The following is a 21,811-nucleotide window of genomic DNA, read 5'->3' on the forward strand; positions in this document are numbered from 1 at the left end:
GCTGAAGCCGCCACGGATGTGCGTGCAGGGGAACGGGGATGCGCCGCAGTTGGTATTACGCCGATGGCCACCGCCATCGGCATGGCCCGGTGGCCGACGATGCCTTGCTGGACCTGTATCGCGATCGCGTGATCGCCCTGGATACGTTGGTCTGGTGCGAAGGCATGGACAGCTGGCTGTCGTTGTCCGCCTGCGCCGACACCCTGGGCCCGCCAGTTTCCACTGATGTGCGGGCGGGCGCGGTTCCGCCGCCGTTGCCGCCTGCCGCGGCGTACGTTCCGCCGGCCCATTCGTCTGTCGCGCCGCCAGCGCAACCGCGCAGCAATGGCCCCGGCTGGCCGCTGGTTGCAGTGCTCGGTGCGGTGGCCGGGCTCTTCGTGGTGGTGGGCCTCATCGGCATCCTCGCCGCGATCGCGTTCCCGGCCTACAACGATTACCTGGGCCGCGCCAAGGTCGCCGAGGCGGTCGGCGAGCTGGCAGCATTGAAGCCGCAGATCACCGAATTCCTGGCCAGCGAGGGCCGCTGCCCGGTCAATGACGACGCGGGTTTCAAGCCACCCGAGCAGTACGCAAGCGAGCGGCTGAGCAGCGTGCGCATCGGACGTTTCGAAGGCAGCGAATGCGGCATCGAAGCCGTGCTCCATGCGCCCAAGTCGGCCAGAATCGACGGCAAGGCCGTGTGGCTGGAGCTGGATGCGGATGCCGGCAGCTGGCACTGCAGTTCCGAAATCGACGACACCCAACTTCCACCGGATTGCCGCGGCTGACCGCCGGCTGCATGCCGATCGCTATACGTTAAGGGGACAACATGACGCAGTGGTACTACGCCGACGCACAGCGGCAGCGCCAGGGGCCGGTGGACACGGACACGCTTCGCGCGCGCCTGTCGCAGGGCATCATCGACCGTTCCAGCCTGGTCTGGCGCGAAGGTCTGGCACAGTGGGTGGCACTGCACGAGGTCGAGGGCGAGCTGGGCTTCGACAGCGCGACGGCTTCCGCGGCCCCGGAAGCCAGCGGGCCGATGTCGGCGGATGCGGCAAGCCATGCGCCATTGTCGGCTGCGTCTCCCGGCGCCAACGTGCCGGCTACAGCGTCGCCTACCGCGCCCCTGCCGACCGACGACCACGCCGCTGCGACATCGCGCTGGCAGCCGTCAGCTGCCGACGGCGGCATTGCCGGTACGAGCGCCAGCACCAGCACCCGCGATGCGGGCGCGGCCGACGGTGCCGATCACCACCCGGCAATCGCCGCCCCACTACACCGGCCACAGGATCCATCCCCTTCCTCAGACACGTCGGCATGGTCCACCACGCCGCTGGCGGCAGATCCAAGCCCGACCACGACCACGACCACGACGTCGCCGCCGCATTCCACCCCGGCAGCGGCGACTGCGCCAGCTGCAAGCGCCTGGGATGCTCCGGCCCTCGCCGCGCCTGCGGCAAGCGTCGCGCTGCACGACGCGCCGGTGGTGTACGCCGGCCTGTGGCGGCGCGTGGCCGCCAGCATTCTCGATAGCCTGATCACCACCTTCGCGGTGTACCTGATCGTGATTCCGCTGGTGTTCGTGGTGGCGCTGGTCACCACGCGCGGCGATTCGGGTTCGGCGCTGGACGATGGCAGTGCGCTCGGCATCGCCATCGTGGTGATGTCCTACGGAATCGGCCTGGCCATCCCGACGCTGTATTTCGCCTGGATGCAGTCCAGCCGGCATCAGGCCAGCCTGGGCAAGCTCGCCTGCGGCATCAAGCTGGTGCGGGCCGACAGCAACGGCGGCCGGGTCGGGTTCTGGCGCAATGTGCTGCGCTATCTGGCCTATATGCTGATCAGCGTGCTGACCCTGGGCATCGGCGTGATCGTGGCGGCCTTCATGGCCGGCATGACCGAGCGCAAGCAGGCCCCGCACGACAAGGTCTGCGACACCCTGGTCGTGGACCGTTGGGCGTTTACCGCGCATCCGGAGCGGCAGTCCAGGGGTCTGGATACCGTGTCCATCGTGGTCCTGGCGATTTACGCGGTGATCCTGGTGCTGTCGGTGGTGGCCGTCGCCTTCATGCTGGCGGCGATCGGAATGAGCCAGCGCTAGCAGTTCGCGGCGCTGGCCGCTTGACACGGCGGCGTCCGCCGTGATCTTTCTAATAAGAGAACTGAACGCCCGGGAGTCCTTCCCGGGCGTTAACGCGTGGGAAACGGTCGATCTGCTTCCCTCGACCGGCCAATTAGGCCACGCTACCCGCCCCCCGGGCTCCGCCCCAAGAAGTTGCCACCATGCCCAAGCACCTGCTCATCGTCGAATCGCCCGCCAAGGCCAAGACGATCAATAAATACCTCGGCAAGGACTTCACCGTCCTGGCCTCGTATGGGCACGTGCGTGACCTGGTCCCCAAGGAGGGGGCGGTCGATCCGGACAACGGCTTTGCGATGCGCTACGACCTGATCGAGAAGAACGAGAAGCACGTCGAAGCCATTGCGCGTGCCGCCAAGGGTGCCGACGACATCTTTCTGGCGACCGACCCGGACCGCGAGGGCGAGGCGATCAGCTGGCACATCGCCGAGATCCTGAAAGAGCGCGGCCTGCTCAAGGACAAGCCGATGCAGCGGGTGGTGTTCACCGAGATCACCCCGCGCGCGATCAAGGAGGCGATGGCCAAGCCACGCATGATCGCAGGCGACCTGGTGGACGCGCAGCAGGCGCGCCGCGCGCTCGATTACCTGGTCGGCTTCAACCTCTCGCCGGTGCTGTGGCGCAAGGTGCAGCGCGGCCTGTCCGCTGGCCGCGTGCAATCGCCGGCGCTGCGCATGATCGTCGAGCGCGAAGAAGAGATCGAAGCCTTCATCCCGCGCGAATACTGGTCCATCGATGCGCACTGCCGGCATCCCTCGCAGGCGTTCAATGCGCGGCTGATCAAGCTGGACGGCCAGAAGTTCGAGCAGTTCACCGTGACCGACGGCGACACCGCCGAGGCGGCGCGCCTGCGCATCCAGCAGGCCGCGCAAGGCGTGCTGCATGTCACCGACGTGGCCAGCAAGGAGCGCAAGCGCCGCCCCGCCCCGCCGTTCACCACCTCCACGCTGCAGCAGGAGGCTTCGCGCAAGCTCGGCTTCACCACCCGCAAGACCATGCAGGTGGCGCAGAAGTTGTACGAAGGCGTGGCACTGGGCGATGAAGGCTCGGTCGGTCTGATCAGCTACATGCGTACCGACTCGGTCAATCTGTCGCAGGACGCGCTGGCGGAAATCCGCGACGTGATCGCGCGCGACTTCGGCACCGCCTCACTCCCCGACCAGCCCAACGCCTACACCACCAAGTCCAAGAACGCGCAGGAAGCCCACGAAGCGGTACGCCCGACCTCCGCGCTGCGTACCCCGGCGCAGGTGGCGCGTTTCCTGTCCGAGGACGAGCGTCGCCTGTACGAGTTGATCTGGCGCCGCGCGGTGGCCTGCCAGATGATTCCGGCCACGCTCAATACCGTCAGCGTGGATCTGTCGGCCGGCAGCGAGCACGTGTTCCGCGCCAGCGGCACCACCGTGGTGGTCCCGGGTTTCCTGGCCGTCTACGAGGAAGGCAAGGACACCAAGAGCAGCGAGGACGAAGACGAAGGCCGCAAGCTGCCGCTGATGAAGGCGGGCGACAACGTCCCGCTGGACCGCATCGTCACCGACCAGCACTTCACCCAGCCGCCGCCGCGCTTCACCGAAGCGGCGCTGGTCAAGGCGCTGGAGGAATACGGCATCGGCCGTCCCTCCACCTATGCCTCGATCATCCAGACCCTGCAGTTCCGCAAATACGTCGAGATGGAAGGCCGCAGCTTCCGCCCCACCGACGTCGGCCGGGCGGTGTCCAAGTTCCTGTCCGGGCATTTCACCCGCTATGTCGATTACGACTTCACCGCCAATCTGGAAGACGACCTGGATGCGGTGTCGCGCGGCGAAGCCGAGTGGATCCCGTTGATGGAGAAGTTCTGGGGCCCGTTCAAGGAACTGGTCGAAGACAAGAAAGACTCGCTGGACAAGACCGATGCCGGCAGCGTGCGCGTGCTCGGCACCGACCCGAAAAGCGGCAAGGAAGTCAGCGCGCGCATCGGCCGCTTCGGCCCGATGGTGCAGATCGGCACGGTCGAAGACGAGGACAAGCCCACCTTCGCGTCGCTGCGTCCGGGCCAGAGCATCTACTCGATCTCCATCGAAGATGCGCTGGAACTGTTCAAGATGCCGAGGGCGCTGGGTCAGGACAAGGACCAGGACGTCAGCGTGGGCATCGGCCGTTTCGGTCCGTTCGCGCGCCGTGGCAGCACCTATGCCTCGCTGAAGAAGGAAGACGACCCCTACACCATCGACCTGGCGCGCGCGGTGTTCCTGATCGAAGAGAAGGAAGAGATCGCACGCAACCGGGTGATCAAGGAATTCGACGGCAGCGACATCCAGGTGCTCAACGGACGCTTCGGCCCGTACATCAGCGACGGCAAGCTCAATGGCAAGATCCCCAAGGATCGTGAGCCGGCGTCGTTGACGTTCGAAGAAGTGCAGCAGCTGCTGGCCGACACCGGCAAGCCGGTGCGCAAGGGCTTCGGCGCCAAGAAGGCCACCCTGAAGAAGACGACGGTCAAGGATTCGGCGCCGAAGAAGCCTGCCGTCAAGAAGACCGCGACCACGTCCGCAGCCAGCAAGACCGCCGCCAAGAAGGCGGCCAAGCGCGTGGTCAAGAAAACCGTGAGCAAGGCCGCAGGCTGAGAGGCGCAGCATGACCGACACACTCGACCTGGATCGCGCCGTCAGCGCCCTGACGCGGGGCGGCGTGATCGCCTACCCGACCGAAGCGGTGTGGGGACTGGGATGCGACCCGCGCCAGGAAGCGGCCGTACTGCGGCTGCTGGAGATCAAGCGGCGCCCGGTGGAGAAGGGCGTGATCGTGGTGGCCTCGAGCGTGGACCTACTGCGCGACTGGGTCGACATCGACGCATTGGAGCCGGCACGCCGGCAGGACGTGCTGGCCAGCTGGCCCGGCCCGCACACCTGGATCCTGCCGATCACCGATCGGGCGCCGCGCTGGGTCACCGGCGAGCATGACGGGCTGGCGGTACGCATCAGCGCGCATCCCGTGGTGGCGGCGCTGTGCGCGGCCTGGGCGGCGCCGCTGGTGTCGACCAGCGCCAACCTGGCCGGCGAGCCGCCAGCGCGCAGCCGCGCCGCCCTGGATCCGGCATTGCTGGCGACGATCGATGGCGTGGTGGATGGCGAGACTGGCGCCCTGGCGCAGCCGACCCAGATCCGCGACGCACGCAGCGGGCAGATCCTGCGCGACTGAGTAAGGCCGAGAAACGGCCGCGCAGCCATGAGGCGCGCGCGGCGGGTCCATCGGTCGTCTATCCCAACGCCGAATGTTCCGGGCCGTCGCCCTTGGCGGCATACCTGGCCACTACCTGGCATTCCGGAAGCAGGCCGCAGCCATCCGGCGCGTTGTCGTCTCGAGCCTGCACACCGTTCAGCCGCCCCCTTTGCGGCGGCCGCGCAGACGCGCACAATGCGGCCATGCGTACCGTCCTGACTCTTCTGCTGCTGGCCGCGGCGCTGCCTGCGTCGGCCGCCACCCCCGCGAGCAAACCCGACCCGAATGTACGGGTCTATCGCTGCGTGAGCAGCACCGGCACCGTCGCCCTGCAGGATGCCCCCTGCAGCAGCGGTCGCCAGCAGGTGCTGGATCTGCAACGCCCGCAAGACCCGCCGCCGCGTCCGCCCCGCGTGGAGCCGCCGGCACCGGTCGCCGCAGCGCCCACGCATGAGGTCCGTATCGTCACCGTGCAGCCGCCACAGCCGATGTACGAGTGCACCACCGAAGACGGCAACCGCTACACGAGCGACAGCCCGGAAGGCAATCCGCGCTGGGTGCCGACCTGGGGGCCCGCCTATGTGGGCAACACCGTTGCTCCCCCGGTTCGCGGCGGTGGCGGCATCCAGCGTCCCCCTATCTCGGTAAGCCCGCGTCCGGCGATCTCGGTGCAGGGCGGCGCCGGACGAGGCAGCATCCGCGGCAGCGCAAGCTTCGGTGCAGATCCCTACCAAGGCGGTTATCAGGGCGGTTACACCGGCGGCGGATATGGCGGCACGGTGATCGTGCCGTACGGCAACGTGCAGATCCGCGACGAATGCCACGCCCTGCCCGCGCAGGAAGTCTGCGCGCGGCTGGCCGACCGCCGTTGGGAGCTGATCCGCCGCTACAACAGCGCGCTGCAAAGCGAGCGCGAGGATCTTAGCCGCGAACAGCGCGGCATCGAGGCGCGCCAGCAACGCGACTGCGGCGGCCCATGAGGCGCCGCACGCTGTCCGGCGCAATGGCGCTCAGCATGATGGCGCTCGGCTCGCTGGCCGGCGCGCAGGAAGTGGCTATCTACCGCTGTACCGATCCGGCCGGCGCACTGACGGTGCAGAACATGCCGTGCCCGAAGGGCATGCAACAACAGAAGAAGCTGATGACCGCACCGGCGGCGGTGCCATTCGCGCCAGGCGGCGCTAGCAACCCGTCGCCTGCACCTGCGATGCCAGCGGCGCAACCGCGGGCTGCTGCGCAGGCGGCCACATCGGCGCCCGCTGCACCAGCCACGCCCGCCGCACCGCCAGCACCGACGGTCGCCTCGACGTCGACCCTGCCACCGCCACCGCTGTTCGAGTGCACCGCACACGACAACGGGCGTTACTTCACCGAAGACCGCGAACCGGCCACGCGCTGCCTGCCGATGCAGACCACCAACCTGGCCGGCGGGCCGGCCACCGGGGGCGGCAGCGCCTGCGAGGTGGTCACCGACCGCTGCGCGCCGGTGCCGGACCAGAGCCTGTGCGAGGCCTGGCGCAAACGCGCCGAGCAGGCCGAATCCACCTGGCGCTTTTCCGATGAAGCGCAGTCGGCCGAACGCAAACAACGCTATGAACAGATGCGCCGGGTTCTGGACGAGAGCCGTTGCGGCAATCCGGCCGCCACGCCCTGAGCACGCCTGTCGCGTCATTGAGCCGATGGGTCTGTACGGTTGGCGGGCAACCGCAACTTAGCTGAAAGAAGACCCGCAGCACCGGCGGGTGCATGAACATGGTGCATGACCATGCCGGCTCTGCGTCCAAGCGCATCCGATCGGAGTCAGGCGGGTAGTGGTTGCCTGCGCTAGAACCCATAGCGCAAGAAGCCGCCGTCTACCGCGATGCATTCGCCGGTGATGTAACTGGCAGCGGGCAGACACAAGAAACCCACCGCCGCGGCAACTTCTTCCGGTTCGCCAATGCGGCGCATCGGCGTGCGTTCGATGACCTGCTCGTAGTAATCCGGATCGGACAACGGACCGGAGGTGCGGCGGGTGCGGATGTACCACGGCGCCACCGCATTGACGCGGATGCCATCCTCGGCCCATTCGGCGGCTAGATTACGCGTCATCTGATGCAGCGCCGCCTTGGTCATGCCGTACGGCGCGCCGCTGCGCAAATGGGTGATACCCGAGACGCTGCCGACGTTGACGATTGCCGAAGCAGCATGTTGCGTCAGCAATGGATGCGCATAACGCGACAGTTCGAACGCAGAAAACACGTTGGTTTCGAAAATGCCGCGCCATTCGTCCTCGGTGTAGTCGATCGCGGCGCGGGTGATGTTGCCGCCGGCGTTGTTGATCAACAGATGCAGGCCATCGGCATGGTCTTCCACCCAGTCCAGAATGGCGCGGCGCTCTTCATCGTCGGACACATCGGCGGCCAGCCCGTGCAGTTCGCGCTCGGGAAACTCGTCGGCAAGCTCATCGCGCGCCTGCGCCAGGGCATCGGCATCGCGCGCCACCATCAGCAGGTCGGCGCCGAAGCCAAGCAGTTCGCGCGCGATGGCAAGACCAATCCCGGCGCTGGCGCCAGTGATGAGGGCAGTCTGTCCATCCAGCCGCCAACGGTGCGTTGTCACGTGGGTGATCCTCTTCAAAGCACAGGAAACGGCCACTGCAACGCAGTTGACGCGTATGCGTGGCCCGGGCGTTAGAGCGTGTTATGCACGTTGAGATGAGATGCGCTGGCCGTCAGCGGTGCGGAGCGGGTGTTGCGTGGCGCCGGCTTGGCTGGCGCCAAGGCAAGCCGCGCGGCGCCCGCTCCGTGCCGCTGGCGGCCAACCCGCCGGGAAGCGTCCTGTGGCGCGCCGATACCGCGTTGCGCGCCTTGCCCAGGCGACAGCCTGGGCTGCAGCGCACGCCTTGTCTCGACGCGCCACAGGACGCTTCGCACTCACCTCAACGTACATAACACGCTCTAGGATAACGCCACCCCAAGCGAGGTCACGACGATGAAGATGCATTGCATGCTTGCAGTTGGTCTGGCGTTGTCGCTTGGCGCCTGTCAGCGGCCGCAGCCCGCCCCCACCGATCAGAAGCCCGACCCGCAGGCCACGGCTTTGCGCGACCACATCCAGCAACCGTTGGACAAGGCGCACGCGGTGCAGGCCGCAACCGACCAGGCGGCCGACGATCAGCGCAAGGCGATCGATGCAGCCACGCAGTAGCGAAACCTCGGCAACCGGGTGAACTGGCGTCCTGGAGCGCGTGCATTTGTCGCCAACCAGCACACGGGTGCGCCAACATCCACCGGTGAATGTCTGCCAAGACTGCCACTGCGTTCACGACCACATGCGCGATGGCGAATGGCTAACGTCTAACATTTAACAACTGATCGTTGCGCGCTCGACGCCCCCCATGAGTCTTGCCGTCCGCTCGTTCGTTCGGCCGCTCAAACCACCGCATCATCGGCACATACGACAACGCCGGCACATGGCCGGCGTTGTCGATGCATCGATTGCGCACTGAGCGCGACGTCTCAGAACCCGCAGAAGCAGTAGGCCAGCGACTTGACCGGCGTGCCGCCTGCCTTGCTGTCGTGCACGGCGCTTTCGACGAAGCGCAGCTGCGTATCCACTTCCGGCAAGGAGCGGGCCAACAGCGCGCGCGCCATGCCCGAGTCGCCCAGCATCCAGGCACCCATGCGGCTGCCGGCAAATCCGCTCATGAACTGCGAGAACGGCGTGGCCGGCTTTTCCACGTAGCGCACGCGGAACTTGCCGCGGCTCAGCTTGGCGCGGTCGGCCGCATCGGCCACCGCTTCGGACATGCCGCCGAACGCATCCACCAACCCGCGCTCCTTGGCCTGCGCGCCACTCCACACACGGCCACGCGCCACCTTGTCGATCGCCTCCACCGACTGGTGACGCGCCTGCGCCACCTTGCCGGTGAAATCGGCATAGCCCTTGTTGATCACTGCCTGGATGACCTGGCCGGCGGCCGGATCCAGCGGACGGGTGATGTCGAACGCACCGGCGAACCGCGTGGTGGCCACGCCGTCGGTGTGCACGCCGATCTTGTCCAGCGCGCGGGTCAGGTTCGGCACCATGCCGAAGATGCCGATGGAGCCGCTGATGGTCGACGGGTCGGCGTAGATGCGATCGGCGTTCATGCTGATCCAGTAACCGCCGGACGCGGCCAGGTCGCCCATCGACACCACCACCGGCTTGCCGGCCTGCTTGAGCGCAACCACTTCGCGGCGGATCTGCTCGGAGGCGAAGACTTCGCCACCGGGCGAATCCACGCGCAGCACCACCGCCTTCACTTCATCGTCGTCGCGCGCCTGGCGCAGCAGTGCCGCCGTGGACTCGCCACCGATGCGTCCGGCCGGCTGTTCGCCACCGCTGATCTCGCCCGCGGCCACGACCACCGCCACCTGCGGGCGGCTGTCCATCGGCGAACGCTGCGCCTGCAGCTGGCTCAGATAATCGTTGAAGCCGATATTGCGGAAACCGCTGTCGGCATCGCTGTCGGCGACGCCGCGCTTGACCAGCAGTGCATCGACTTCTTCGCGCGTCTTGAGCCCGTCCACCAGCTTCTGTTGCAGCGCGAACTTGGCCAAGTCGCCACCGGCGGCGGCCACGCCTTCGGGCAGCGTATCGATACCGGCAGCCAGCTGCGCCGGGCTCAGCTTGCGCGCAGTGCCCACGTCGGACAGATAGCGCCGCCACACGTCGTTCATCCAGAACAGATCCGCTTCCTTGGCATCGGCCGAGGCCGCGTCGAGGATGTACGGCTCGGCGGCAGACTTGTACTCGCCGACGCGGAACAGATGCACGTCCACGCCGAGCTTGTCCTGCAGGCCTTCGCGGAAGTACTGGCGATAGCGGCCAAGGCCTTCCAGCAGCACGCTGCCCATCGGGTCCAGATACACCTCGTTGGCCTGTGCGGCGAGCAGGTACTGGCCCTGGCTCATGCTCTCGCTGAAGGCCACGATCTGCTTGCCGGAGGCGCGCAACTTCTGCAGGGCGGCGGCCACTTCGCGCTGGGACGCGAAGCCGGACGGCTGCAGCTTGTCCAGGTTCAACAGCACGCGCTCGATCTTGCGGTCCTTGCCGGCCGCCTCGATCACGCGCACCAGGTCGCGCAGCTGCACTTCTTCGGCGCTCTTGTCGCCGACCGCCTTGGCCAGCGACCGGCTGACCGGGTCGGCGCTGAATTGTTCGACCAGCGTGCCTTCCGGGTTGATCACCAGGGTGGTGCGCTCGGCCAGCGGCTTGGTGCCATCGCCGCGCGCCAGCGCCACCACGAACACCAGCAGCAGCAAGAACAGGAAACCGAAGAACACCAGGTTGAAAATCAGGCGCCGGGTGAAATTCATCACATCCCACAGGCCGACGAAGAAGCTGGCGATGGGATTGCGACGCACGGGGTGATTCATGGAAAGCTCCGTCGAAAGACGCTGCATACAGATCGATGGTGCCCAGCATACCGGCTGCGCAGCGCGCGCGGCATGCGCTGGAAGTCAGGGTGTCACGGTAGTGGTCAGCCGCCGGCTAGTCTGGCGGAAGCGCAGCCCCATCAGGATCGACGCCACCGTCAGGCCCAGGATCAGGCCCACCCACATGCCCTTCGGTCCCCAGCCCAGCCCCAGGCCGAGCCCGGCGCCGATCGGCATGCCCACGCCCCAATAGGAAAACATCGCCAAGAACATCGGCACGCGGGTGTCCTTGAGCCCGCGCAGCGCGCCGGCCGAGAGCACCTGGATGCCGTCGGGGAACTGGAACGTGGCAGCAAACAACAGCAACACCGACGCCAGCGCGGCCACCGCCACATCGTCGGTATAGACGCCGACGATGGCGTCGTGGCCCAGCAGCAGCGCGCTGGCCGAGAACGCCTGCGTGCCCAGCACGATGGCATAGCCGGCCCAGGCCGCGCGCCGCATCGCCAGCGGGTCGCCGCGGCCCACTGCGTGGCCCACGCGCACGGTGGTGGCCTCGGCCACGCCCATCGGGATCATGAAACACAGTTGCGCGACGTTGATCGCAATCTGGTGCGCCGCCGCTTCGGTGGAGCCCAGCCGGCCGATCAACAACGCCGTGACGATGAACAACCCGCCTTCCATCAGCACGGTGATGCCGATCGGCAAGCCGGTGCGTAGCAACTCGCCGATGGCGCGCCAGCGCGGTCCTTCCAGGTGGGCGAACAATTGCAGATGCGCAAACCGCCGCGCGCGCCACAGATACAGCGCAAATACGCTCGCCTGCACCCACATGGTGATGGCCGAGGCCATGCCCAGCCCTTCGGCACCGTGCTCGGCGAAGCCGAACTTGCCATAGGTCAGCGCATAGCCCACCGGTGCCAGCACCAGCAGACCGCCAAAGCCCAGCAGCATGGTGGGCAGCGTCCAGTGCATGCCCTCGCTGAGGTAGCGCATGCAGAAGTAGAAGGTCAGCGCCGGCACGCCCCAGCGCACCGCATGCAGGAACGCGGTGGCGCCGGGCACGATGTCCGCTGCGATCCCGAAGGTGGGCAGCAACGGCGGCACCACGCTCAAGAACACGAACATCAGCGCACTCAACCCCAGCGACAGCCACAGCGCCTGCCGGAACAGCGGCCCGATCTCGCGCTCGCGGCCGGCGCCGAGCAATTGCGAGACCGAGGCAGTCAACGAGATCAAGGTGCCGATCGGCACCAGCATCGGCAGCCACAGCAGCGAGGTGCCGATGGTGACCGCAGCCAGCGTGGCGGTGCCGTGGTGGCCGGCGATGACGTTGTCGACAAAACCGATCAGGCCGGTGGAAACGTGGCCGAGCACCAGCGGCAACGCAAGCAGGCCGGTGGTGCGCACTTCCGAGGCGAAGCCTGGCGTCGCGGACGGGGGTGCAGAAGAAACAGACATGACAACCGATCGCTGCGCGGACTACGGCCGTGCCGGGAGGCGCTGGCACCGGGTCGCGCGGGCCGGCTATCTTACGCCTACTTTCCGACTGCGGCCTTGCCGCGCAGCTGGGTAGAGCCCGCTGCGCGACTGCGCGCGGGCAAAACGCGAAGGCTGCTGCACAACCGGGCCGGCGCGGGACACCGTTGCACGCGTGCGCCAAACGCCGTTCTTTCGGGATCGGGTGGACGGCAACGCGCCTTCCCCGACTCGCCAACCGGAACTGGCTCATGTCACCGCATTCGACCGCGCACCATCCCACGGCCTGCGAAAATTGCGCGACTGCCTTGCAGGGGGCGTATTGCCACGCTTGCGGGCAAAGCGCGCACAACCCGGTGCGCAGCGTCGCCCATGCGGTGGAAGAAGTCTTCGAATCGTTCTGGCATCTGGATGGGCGCATTTTCCGCACCCTGCGCGATCTGCTGGTGCCCGGACGCGTGGTGCAGCGTTTCCTGGGCGGCCAACGCGTGCGTTACGTGGCGCCGATGCGACTGTTCCTGGTCCTGAGCCTGTTGACGTTCTTCATCGCGCGCATCGCGGTGCATGCATCAGACGCAGACAGCGATAGCGCAGCTGCGCCCGGCACCAGCCAGACCACGGTTCCCAAGGATTTCGCACATGCACGCACGCCGGCGCAGGTGGAAGCGGTACGCAGGCAGTTGGTCGAGACGCTGACGCAGACACGCGCGGCCGTGCCGAGCGGCATCGCACGCGACAGCATGGACGCCGGCATCGCGCGTGCCAACGCGCAAGCGCAACGTCGTCTGACGCAGCTGCAAGCCGACGCGCGTCCGACCAGCGCCGTGCCCACCGCAGAGGCAAACAGCGACAGCACGTTCTTTTCGGTGATGGGCAAGCCGTGGGACCCGGTGAGCAACCCACTGCACTATGCGGCGCTACCGCAGTTCGCCAACCGCTGGATCAATACCCAGCTTCGCCATATCCGCGACAACCTGCCACGGCTGCGCAGCGATCCGCAGCTGCTCTACAACGCGTTCTTCGCAGCGGTACCGTCTGCATTGCTGGTGCTGGTGCCGCTGTTTGCACTGCTGTTGCGGGTGTTCTACGTGCGCAGCGGGCAGGTGTATCTGGAGCATCTGGTGGTGGCGTTGTACAGCCACGCCTTCCTGTGCCTGAACCTGCTGACGCAGCTGCTGTTGTCGCTGCTCAGCGATGCGCTGGCGCACATCGCCAGCCCGATCACCTGGAGTATCGGGGTCGTGCAGTTCGGGCTGACGCTGTGGATGCCGGTGTATCTGCTATGGATGCAGCGGCGCGTGTACGCGCAGTCCTGGCTGGTCACCATGCTCAAGTACATCGGCCTGAGCGGGGTGTACCTGGTGTTGGTGACCGTGGCCGCGGCGCTGTTGATGGTGGCGAGTCTGGCGCGCCTTTGACGCGCCGATTGCAGAGACGCTTGCGCGAGAACAGCCGCATTGCAGCGCGACGCAGCGATACCGGAGCCGGGTGCGGCGCGTGTGGAGCGGCAGTATGGAAAGAAGCAGCCGCTTGAACCGGTGTCACCGGCGCAACACCAAGAAGTATGGCGCGCGCCGACGGCGACGAACCGGTGGCGAGCGATCAACGCGCCAGCTGGCGCTTCAACCAGGCGTTGCGGGTGGCCGGCGCTTCGGCCAGGAAGGCCTCGCGCAAGCCGTCGCGCTCCTGGGGCGGGGTGCGCTGTGCCAGCACTGCCAGTTGCTCCAGCTGGCCGGCGTCCAGGCTGCGCAGCGCGGCCAGCATGGCCTCGCGCTGGTTGGGCTGCACGTAGCCGATCAACGGCTGCAACTGGGCATAGAACGCCCCCACCTGCGAGCCCAGGCGCCAGCCGTCGCGATGCAGGCGGTCCATCGCGCCGAACTGGGTGCGCAACGCGCGTTGCTGATCTTCGGGCAAGGCTTGCAGCCGCTCGCGTGCCTGGCGCAACACCACGCGGTCGGTGGCCGTCAGCCCCTTCCAGGCGGCGTAGCGGGCACGCAGCTCGGCTTGCTGCGCAGGCGTCATCGCCGCCCAGCGTGCGCGTTGCTGCGCGGCGCTCGGCGCTGTATTCGGCGCTGCGGCAGCGGAGGTGGACGCGGCGGGAGCAGCGGCGGATTCTTCCAGCGGCGTCGGCAAGCGCTGCGCGCCGGCGACGCCGGCAAACGCGCAGAGCAGCAAGCCGCACCACTCAGTTGGTTTCATCATCGACCGTCTCCAGAGGGGCGGAAGGCTGCTCGGCCGCGGTGGCATGCGCACCGGATTCATCGACCGGCACCGGGTGGCCGGCGGCATACCAGGCATAGAAGTCCGCCGCGCGGGCCAGCTCCAGATCCGGGTCGGCCAACATCGCCTGGTCGCGCGGATCCAGGCCCGGCGTGGCCACGGCATCCGGCAGGTCGGACGCCGGGAGTTCTTCCACCAGTACCGGCGCCGCGTCGGTCACGTGCAGCACGCCGGCAGGCGCCTGCGAGACAGGCTCGGGAGGAAGCGCGGGCCGGCGGTGGGTCCACCACCAGCCCAGCACTGCCAGCAGCAATGCCACCGCCAGCACGCCCAGCGCCATGCCGGCGTGGCGGCGCTCCAGCCGCGGCCACCGCCATTGCCGCCGAGCGCGGGCGGCGGCCGGACGACGCGGCGCCGGTGCCGACTGGGCCGGCGCGGCAGTATGCAGCGGCATTCCGGCCAGGGCCGAATCGCGGAGCTGGCCCAGCCGGGTCAACTGGGCCGGGCTCAGGTCGCGTAGTTCCACTTGCGCCGCCTCGGCCAGGGCCCGCCAGGCCTGGGCATCCGGGTTGCCGGCGGCATCGCGCGGGCAGGCACGCGCCAGCGCTTGCCGGTAGTCCGCCGCGTCGACGCCTTGCACCTCGCTGGCCACGCCTTCTTCCAGCCCGGCCACGATCCGCAGCAGCAGCGCCAGGCGGTCGGCAGTCTGCATCCGGCCCAAGGCGGTGAATGGGGGCAGCCACGTGCCCGGCATCGGCTCGCGCCGCAACGGTGGCGCGGTGGCCAGCAGGCTCCAGAAGCGCATCGGCCAGCCTGCCATCGGCCGACCTGCCGCCTGGCTGCTGAAGGCGCGCAAGGCCGCTGCAAGTGCGCGCTCGGCGGCGGCCACGTCGCCGCATTGCAATTGTGCGAGCACCAGACCCCGGCGTTCCACACCACGCAAGAAGGCAGCTAGCGCAGCGGGGGTCACGGGGGCGTCGGGGACTACGGTCATGAGAACTCCAGCATCGGCCGGCATGATACCGACGCGATTGCCCCCCGCCGATGGCTTGACAGATCGGCCCGGCCCCGCTCCGCCTTCACACTGGCCGTGCCGGCCGCCGCGGCGGGTTGTGCACAGCGGCAGACATGCCGATACGCAGGCGTCTGTCAACTGTTGTTTTTTCTTTGTTGCATTCGTGTTTCACGCATAAGTGATTAAAATTTATCGACTTATGCATGTTGGCTAAAAAATGTCCAAGAGGTTGCAGAGGCTAGTGAATCCATCATCACAGCGTGGAGCACGACACTAATTCACAGGTTTATCCACAGCCAGTGTGGATAAACCCGTTTCCTTAACCCTCACATAGGTTTACGTCGTATTTATCACTTCCGTCACAGAAACGCGGCCGCTGCCTCGACGCGGATTCGGGCCGATTCGGAGGCGGCTGCCGGCCTCTGGACAGGGTGGGTAGACTGGTCGGATGCCTTCGACCGTCGCCACCCTGCGCGTCGCCTTGCCGGTGCCGCTGCCCCAGTTGTTCGACTATCTGCCTCCGACCGATGCGCCGTTGACCGACCCGGCGCGGGTCGGCTGCCGGGTGCGGGTGCCGTTCGGGCCACGCGAGTTGGTCGGGGTCGTGGTGGAGATCAGGCAACTGCCCGCGGCCGACGGCTTGCGCCCGGCACTGGCGTGGTGCGACCAGGCCCCGCTGCTGGTCGATGAACTGGCGCGCTCGCTGCACTGGCTGGCCCGCTACACCCACGCCCCGCTCGGCGAGGCCCAGGCCAGCGCCCTGCCCGGCCCGCTGCGCCGCGGCGAACCGCTGGCCGACACCCACGCCTGGGCCTGGCAGCTGACCGAAGCCGGTCGCAGCGGTGCCGCCAGCCTGCGTGCGGGCAGCCGCCCCGCCCTGCTGGCGGCCTTGCTGCTGACCGGCGCAGTGGGCGAAGGGCAGTTGGACCCGCTGCTGCCGCAGTGGCGGCAGGCCGCGCACAGCCTGGCCAAACGCAACTACGCCCAGCGCGTGGCAGTGCCGGCCGACGCCATCCCGCCGCGCCCCGGCAGCGGCCCGCCGCTCAACGACGAACAGCAGGCGGCCGCCGCCGCAGTCCGCGCGCACAGCGGCTTTGCCACCTACCTGCTCGACGGCGTCACCGGCAGCGGCAAGACCGAGGTCTACCTGCAAGCGATCGCCGATTGCCTGGCTGCCGGCAAGCAGGCGTTGGTGCTGGTGCCGGAGATCGGCCTGACCCCGCAGACCCTGGGCCGCTTCCGTAGCCGTCTGGGCGTGCCGGTGCACGCGCTGCACTCGGGCCTGTCCGATGGCGAACGCGCCCGGGTATGGGCGGCGGCCTGGCGCGGCGAGGCCAAGCTGATCGTCGGCACCCGCTCGGCGGTGTTCACCCCGCTGCCCAACGCCGGCCTGATCGTGATCGACGAAGAGCACGACGGCAGCTACAAGCAGCAGGACGGCATCCGCTATCACGCGCGCGATTTCGCCCTGGTACGCGGCAAGGCGCTGGATGTGCCGGTGATCCTGGGCAGCGCCACGCCCTCGCTGGAAAGCCTGCACAACGCCTATTCCGGCCGCTACCAGCATCTGCGTCTGTCGCGGCGCGCCGGCGACGCGCGTCCGCCGCGCGTGCGGGTGCTCGACGTGCGCAAGCGCCCGCTCAAGGACGGCCTGTCGCCCGAGGTGCTGGCCGGTATCGGCGCCACCCTGGCGCGTGGCGAACAGGTCCTGGTGTTCAAGAACCGCCGCGGCTATGCACCGGTGCTGCTGTGCCACGACTGCGGCTGGACCGCCGCCTGCCAGCGCTGCAGCACGCCGCTGCACCAGACGCCGATGACCGTGCATGCCGGCGGCCGCCGCCTGCAGTGCCACCACTGCGGCGCGCGCCAACCCGCACCGCTGGCCTGCCCGGCCTGCGCCAGCCTAGCGCTGCAGCCGCAGGGCATCGGCACCGAGCGGCTGGAAGAGCGCCTGACCGAGGCGTTTCCGGATTTCCCGGTGGTACGCATCGACCGCAGCACCACCCAGCGCCGCGACGCACTGGAAACCCAGCTCGCCCGGCTCGGCACCGAGGCCGGCATCCTGGTGGGCACGCAGATCCTGGCCAAGGGCCACGACCTGCCGCGGCTGACCATGGTGGTGGTGGTCGGCATCGACGAAGGCCTGTTTTCGGCCGACTTCCGCGCCGCGGAGAAACTGGCCCAGCAGTTGATCCAGGTGGCCGGACGCGCCGGGCGCGCCGACCGGCCGGGCGAAGTCTGGTTGCAGACCCATCACCCCGAACACCCCTTGCTGCAGACCCTGGTCAATGGCGGCTACCACGCCTTTGCCGATGCCGAACTGCAGCAGCGCGAAGCGGCCGGATTCCCTCCCTTCGCGCACCTGGCCTTGTTCCGTGCCGAAGCCAAGGATGTGGCCGCAGCCAACCAATTCCTGCTGGCGGTGCGCAGTTTGACCAGCGCCGAGCCCGGCACGCAATCGCCGGCGTTTGCCGCGGTGGAATGCTACGGCCCGATGCCGGCACCGATGCCGCGCCGCGCCGGCTTCCAGCGCACGCAGCTGCTGTTGTCGGCGCAACAACGCGCGGCATTGCATCGCCTGCTCGACACCCAACTGCCGGCCATCTATGCGCTACCGCAAGCCCGCCGTGTGCGCTGGTCGCTGGATGTGGACCCGATCGACCTGTATTAGCGCAAGGCGTCTCGACCATGGAGCACAAGCCAGACCCAGGTTTTGCGCGCTGTGCCCAGGTCATGAAGCACACGTGCGTGATCTTTGGTAGCGGCGCACCCGGGCGCGATGTGGCACGACGGGAATGCCCTCGCACCCGGGCGCGCTCCAACAACACCGCAGGCTACCTGTCTGGGTGATGTACAAGGCCCAGTGGCTTGCAGCAATGTGCCGGGTCGGCAGCGCGTGCGGTGCCTGTGGTGAATCGCATTGACTCAGCGACGGCGCGGCACTCAGGTCAGCGCAGTCATCACCGCGCGCCGGTACGCCGGCCGCGCACGCAGGCGCGCATACCAGGCCTGCAGATGCGGCAATTCGGGGCGCTCGATCGGCATTTCGAACCACGCGTAGATGAAGCTGCCCAGTGGTATATCGCCCATCGCGAACTGCTCGCCGGACAGGTACGGCTGCTGCGCCAATGCCGCATCGGCACGTGCGAGCAACTCGCCCGACCGGGTCAACGCCGCCGCAATGCGTGCGTGATCGCGCTCGGCCTGCGGCGTGCGCACAATGCCCCAGAACAGGTCGCGAAACACGCCGGCGAAAGTGGAGGTGGTCCAATCCATCCAGCGGTCGCCCAGCGCGCGTTCGGCCGGCGCATGCGGATACAACGCCGGCGCGTATTGCGCGGCCAGATAGCGCACGATCGCATTGGATTCCCACAGCACCAGCGCGCCATCCTGCAAGGTCGGCACCACGCCGTTCGGATTCATTGCGCGATAGGCCGGCGTGTCGTTGCCGCCGAACGCGCCGCCCACCTCGATCGAGCTGTAGGCCACTCCGGCTTCTTCGGCGCACCACAACACCTTGCGCACATTGCTGGAATTGCGCCGCCCCCAGATCGTGATGGCGGGCATCGCTGCGGCGGGCAGGCTTGCGTTCTGCGGCATGCTCAGCCCCCTGCTGCAGGTTTGGCCGGCGTGCGTGCCGGGCGCTTGGCAGCGGCAGGCTGCGCCGGTTTGGCGCGGCCCCCCTTGGGCGCGTCGCGCACCCACAACGCCTGTTCGTCCTGCTTGATCTCGAACAAGCCGATCGCGCGTACCAGATCGCTGAGTTTGCGATAGCCATAGTTGCGTGGATCGAACGAGGCCTGGTTGGCCACCTGCTTGCCGACTGCACTCAGCAGCGCCCAGCCATCGTCTTCGCAGGCGCTGACGATCGCATTGCGCAGCATTTGGACCAGACGCGTATCGCTACGTAATGCGGTGGCGTCCTTGCGACCGGCAGCCGTTTCGCTGGCGGCTGCCGCCTGTTGCCCGAGCGCCTCGACATAGGTGAACTTGGAGCACGCATTGACGAACGGCGCCGGCGTCTTCTTCTCGCCGAAGCCATAGACCTTCATGCCGTCGGTCAGCAGGCGCATCACCAGCGGCGTGAAATCGGCATCGCTGGAGACGATCGCAAATCCATCCAGATTGCGTGCGTACAACAGGTCCATCGCATCGATCACCATCTCCATGTCCGAGGCGTTCTTGCCGGAACTGTAGGCAAATTGCTGGATCGGGCGGATCGCGTAGTCGTGCAATGCCGCCTCCCAGCCTTTCAGGTGCGGGCTCTTCCAGTTGCCGTAGGCGCGGCGCACGTTGGCCACGCCGTAGCGCGCCACTTCGGCCAGCACCACGTCGATCTTGCCGGCCGGCGCATTGTCCGCATCGATCAGCAGCGCGATGCGTTTGTCGGGATTGTCGATCATGCTCATCGCTCCAGGGTTTGGGCAGATTCGGTCTTGAAGTCGGCGTCGGCGTCGGTGTCCATCTCACTCTCCTCCGCATCGGTCTCGGCCGGCAATGTGTACTCGGTACCATCACGCAGCGTGAGCACGCCCGCACTCAGGATCTCGCGTTCGGCACCGTCGCTGACCCAGGTGGCGTGCACGCGCCCGCTGCCGCGATCGCCTTGCACATCGAACACGAACTCATCGCTCCCCGGTGCCAGACTGGTGCGATACAGATCCACCCGCATGTCGCGGATGTGCCCAATGTGTTCCTGCACCACGGCATCGGCCTGCAGCGCACTGCGCGCCTGATCGGCGAACAACGACCAACCGATCGACATCAGCCAGACGAGCGCACCGAGCGCCAGCATCCCCAACAGCACCACACACGTCGCCACGCCAATCAGCCCGATCGCCACACTGCTGAGTGGCTTCTTGACGACAGCGGGCGGTGGCGGTGCAGCGGACGGCACGGACGACAACGGCGGCAGTGGCGGCGGGAGCGACGACATGGGGTGGCCGGAAGCGGGAGATGCGACATGATGCCGCAGGCGGGCCGCGCTCACGCGGCATGTTCATTGCCGATGCGGCATCCTGATAGGCCCGCGTCGCACTCCATCGGACCTTACGATGACCTCTCCCCCCTCCCAAGCTCCGCTGCATTTGGTTGTGGTCGGCGGCGGATTCGCCGGCTTATGGGCGACCCGCGCGCTCAACGACCCCGGCATCCGTATCACCCTGGTCGACCGTCAGAATCACCACCTGTTCCAGCCTCTGTTGTACCAGGTGGCCACCGCCGGCCTGTCGGCACCGGACATCGCCGCGCCGCTCCGGCACATCCTGCGCGAGCAACGCAATGTCGAAGTCCTGCTCGGCGATGTCACCGATATCGCGCCAGGCCGCCGCGAGGTGGTATTGGCCGATGGCAGCACGCTCGGCTACGACATGCTGTTGCTGGCCACCGGCGCCACCCATGCCTATTTCGGTAACGACCAATGGGCCGAACACGCCCCTGGCCTGAAAACGCTGTACGACGCGCTGGTGCTGCGGCGCAAGCTGCTGCTGGCCTTCGAACGCGCAGAAGCCGAATCCGACCCTGCCGCACGCGCTGCCTGGCTGAGCTTTGCCGTGGTCGGCGGCGGACCCACCGGCGTCGAACTGGCCGGCACCCTGGCTGAAATCGCCCGCCACACGCTCAAGAACGAGTTCCGCCATATCGACCCACGGCAGGCGCGCGTGCGGCTGGTCGAAGCCGGTCCGCGCGTACTGCCCTCGTTTCCGGAAGATCTCACCGCCAAGGCGCGCAAGCAGTTGGAACGTCTGGGCGTGGAGGTGCACACCGGAACTCCGGTCACGCAGATCGATGCATTGGGCTACCAGCTCGGCGACACCTTCGTGCCGGCACGCACGGTGGTGTGGGCCGCTGGCGTGGCCGCCTCGCCGCTGGCGCGTACGCTGGGCGTACCGCTGGATCGCGCCGGCCGCGTGCTGGTCGAGGCCGACCTCAGCGTACCGGGCCACCCGGAAATCTTCGTCGGCGGCGATCTGGCGGCGGTGCAGCAGGACGGCCGCCCGGTGCCGGGCGTGGCACCGGCCGCCAAGCAGATGGGCAAGCACATCGCCAAGGCGATCCGGGCGCGGCAGCGCGGCCAGACCGCGCCGGCGTTCCGCTACCAGGACTACGGCAACCTGGCCACGATCGGCCGCATGGCCGCCATCGTGCATGTGGGCAAGCTCAAGCTGTCCGGCATCGTCGCCTGGTGGTTCTGGCTGGCTGCGCACGTGTACTTTTTGATCGGCTTCCGCAACCGCTTCGTGGTGCTGGTGAACTGGGCGATGGCGTACTGGAGCTACCAGCGCGCCGCACGCATCATCTTCGGCGGCGCCACCGACGACCCTCCACCCAGCAGCAAGGACGGCTGACAGCGGCGCAGGCCGTGCGATG

General features: G+C 67.7%; 18 protein-coding genes. 10 read left to right on the forward strand and 8 right to left on the reverse strand.

The window, feature by feature from the left end; translation table 11 throughout:
* Positions 1 to 38: 38 nt before the first annotated feature.
* From ACCQ00_RS18475 to ACCQ00_RS18500, 6 genes are all read left to right on the forward strand, one after another.
* Complete coding sequence (locus tag ACCQ00_RS18475; protein ID WP_039568669.1) at positions 39 to 767, forward strand: pilin; 729 nt, start codon at positions 39 to 41, stop codon at positions 765 to 767.
* 41 nt (positions 768 to 808) lie between these two features.
* Positions 809 to 2,083, forward strand: coding sequence for an RDD family protein (locus ACCQ00_RS18480; RefSeq protein ID WP_039568672.1), 1,275 nt, complete (start codon positions 809 to 811; stop codon positions 2,081 to 2,083).
* A 182-nt stretch (positions 2,084 to 2,265) separates the two neighbouring features.
* Positions 2,266 to 4,728, forward strand: a complete 2,463-nt coding sequence (locus ACCQ00_RS18485) for a DNA topoisomerase I (RefSeq protein ID WP_039568675.1) — start codon at positions 2,266 to 2,268, stop codon at positions 4,726 to 4,728.
* 10 nt (positions 4,729 to 4,738) lie between these two features.
* Positions 4,739 to 5,302, forward strand: coding sequence for an L-threonylcarbamoyladenylate synthase type 1 TsaC (gene tsaC / locus ACCQ00_RS18490; RefSeq protein WP_039568679.1), 564 nt, complete (start codon positions 4,739 to 4,741; stop codon positions 5,300 to 5,302).
* 224 nt (positions 5,303 to 5,526) lie between these two features.
* Complete coding sequence (locus ACCQ00_RS18495) at positions 5,527 to 6,303, forward strand: hypothetical protein (protein ID WP_039568681.1); 777 nt, start codon at positions 5,527 to 5,529, stop codon at positions 6,301 to 6,303.
* A 23-nt stretch (positions 6,304 to 6,326) separates the two neighbouring features.
* Positions 6,327 to 6,977 (forward strand): DUF4124 domain-containing protein, encoded by a 651-nt coding sequence (locus ACCQ00_RS18500; RefSeq protein WP_099770646.1) that lies wholly within the window; start codon positions 6,327 to 6,329, stop codon positions 6,975 to 6,977.
* A 170-nt stretch (positions 6,978 to 7,147) separates the two neighbouring features.
* On the opposite strand, the gene ACCQ00_RS18505 is transcribed toward ACCQ00_RS18500, so the two are convergent.
* A complete protein-coding gene (locus ACCQ00_RS18505; protein WP_039568687.1) occupies positions 7,148 to 7,924 on the reverse strand; it encodes an SDR family oxidoreductase in 777 nt (258 codons plus the stop codon).
* Between the two features lie 372 nt (positions 7,925 to 8,296).
* On the opposite strand from ACCQ00_RS18505, the gene ACCQ00_RS18510 reads away from it, so the two are divergent.
* On the forward strand, positions 8,297 to 8,512 hold the full coding sequence (locus ACCQ00_RS18510) for a hypothetical protein (protein ID WP_039568690.1): 216 nt from the start codon (positions 8,297 to 8,299) through the stop codon (positions 8,510 to 8,512).
* 311 nt (positions 8,513 to 8,823) lie between these two features.
* Here ACCQ00_RS18510 and sppA read toward each other — a convergent pair whose 3' ends face one another.
* On the reverse strand, positions 8,824 to 10,725 hold the full coding sequence (sppA, locus tag ACCQ00_RS18515) for a signal peptide peptidase SppA (protein ID WP_039568693.1): 1,902 nt from the start codon (positions 10,723 to 10,725) through the stop codon (positions 8,824 to 8,826).
* 84 nt (positions 10,726 to 10,809) lie between these two features.
* Complete coding sequence (locus ACCQ00_RS18520) at positions 10,810 to 12,186, reverse strand: MATE family efflux transporter (protein ID WP_039568696.1); 1,377 nt, start codon at positions 12,184 to 12,186, stop codon at positions 10,810 to 10,812.
* A 185-nt stretch (positions 12,187 to 12,371) separates the two neighbouring features.
* Here ACCQ00_RS18520 and ACCQ00_RS18525 point away from each other — a divergent pair, with 185 nt between their 5' ends.
* Entirely contained in the window at positions 12,372 to 13,622 is a 1,251-nt protein-coding gene (locus ACCQ00_RS18525; protein ID WP_039568700.1) for a DUF3667 domain-containing protein, read from the forward strand.
* Positions 13,623 to 13,806: 184 nt separating this feature from the next.
* Here the strand turns inward: ACCQ00_RS18525 and ACCQ00_RS18530 are convergent, their stop codons facing one another.
* Together ACCQ00_RS18530 and ACCQ00_RS18535 are read right to left on the reverse strand one after the other, a co-directional pair.
* A complete protein-coding gene (locus tag ACCQ00_RS18530; protein ID WP_039583706.1) occupies positions 13,807 to 14,409 on the reverse strand; it encodes a DUF3106 domain-containing protein in 603 nt (200 codons plus the stop codon).
* The gene (locus ACCQ00_RS18535) at positions 14,393 to 15,421 is read right to left on the reverse strand and encodes a hypothetical protein (RefSeq protein ID WP_039568705.1); all 1,029 of its coding nucleotides are present in this window, start codon (positions 15,419 to 15,421) and stop codon (positions 14,393 to 14,395) included. Before ACCQ00_RS18535 ends, ACCQ00_RS18530 begins: the two co-directional genes overlap by 17 nt.
* Before the next feature lie 469 nt (positions 15,422 to 15,890).
* Here ACCQ00_RS18535 and ACCQ00_RS18540 point away from each other — a divergent pair, with 469 nt between their 5' ends.
* On the forward strand, positions 15,891 to 18,113 hold the full coding sequence (locus ACCQ00_RS18540) for a primosomal protein N' (RefSeq protein ID WP_039568708.1): 2,223 nt from the start codon (positions 15,891 to 15,893) through the stop codon (positions 18,111 to 18,113).
* Between the two features lie 272 nt (positions 18,114 to 18,385).
* Here the strand turns inward: ACCQ00_RS18540 and ACCQ00_RS18545 are convergent, their stop codons facing one another.
* The 3 genes from ACCQ00_RS18545 to ACCQ00_RS18555 are packed head-to-tail and all read right to left on the reverse strand — an operon-like array spanning position 18,386 to position 20,378.
* Positions 18,386 to 19,009 carry a glutathione S-transferase family protein gene (locus ACCQ00_RS18545; protein WP_017157038.1) on the reverse strand — a complete coding sequence of 208 codons (624 nt, stop codon included), beginning with the start codon at positions 19,007 to 19,009 and terminating at the stop codon, positions 18,386 to 18,388.
* 35 nt (positions 19,010 to 19,044) lie between these two features.
* Positions 19,045 to 19,851 carry an NYN domain-containing protein gene (locus ACCQ00_RS18550; protein ID WP_039583704.1) on the reverse strand — a complete coding sequence of 269 codons (807 nt, stop codon included), beginning with the start codon at positions 19,849 to 19,851 and terminating at the stop codon, positions 19,045 to 19,047.
* Positions 19,848 to 20,378 (reverse strand): hypothetical protein, encoded by a 531-nt coding sequence (locus tag ACCQ00_RS18555; RefSeq protein WP_039568712.1) that lies wholly within the window; start codon positions 20,376 to 20,378, stop codon positions 19,848 to 19,850. Before ACCQ00_RS18555 ends, ACCQ00_RS18550 begins: the two co-directional genes overlap by 4 nt.
* A gap of 118 nt (positions 20,379 to 20,496) precedes the next feature.
* On the opposite strand from ACCQ00_RS18555, the gene ACCQ00_RS18560 reads away from it, so the two are divergent.
* Positions 20,497 to 21,789 carry an NAD(P)/FAD-dependent oxidoreductase gene (locus ACCQ00_RS18560; protein WP_017157036.1) on the forward strand — a complete coding sequence of 431 codons (1,293 nt, stop codon included), beginning with the start codon at positions 20,497 to 20,499 and terminating at the stop codon, positions 21,787 to 21,789.
* The last annotated feature ends 22 nt before the right edge of the window (positions 21,790 to 21,811 follow it).

This window comes from Xanthomonas sp. NCPPB 3761 (genome assembly GCF_041475705.2).
In the GTDB taxonomy this organism is placed as follows: domain Bacteria; phylum Pseudomonadota; class Gammaproteobacteria; order Xanthomonadales; family Xanthomonadaceae; genus Xanthomonas; species Xanthomonas phaseoli.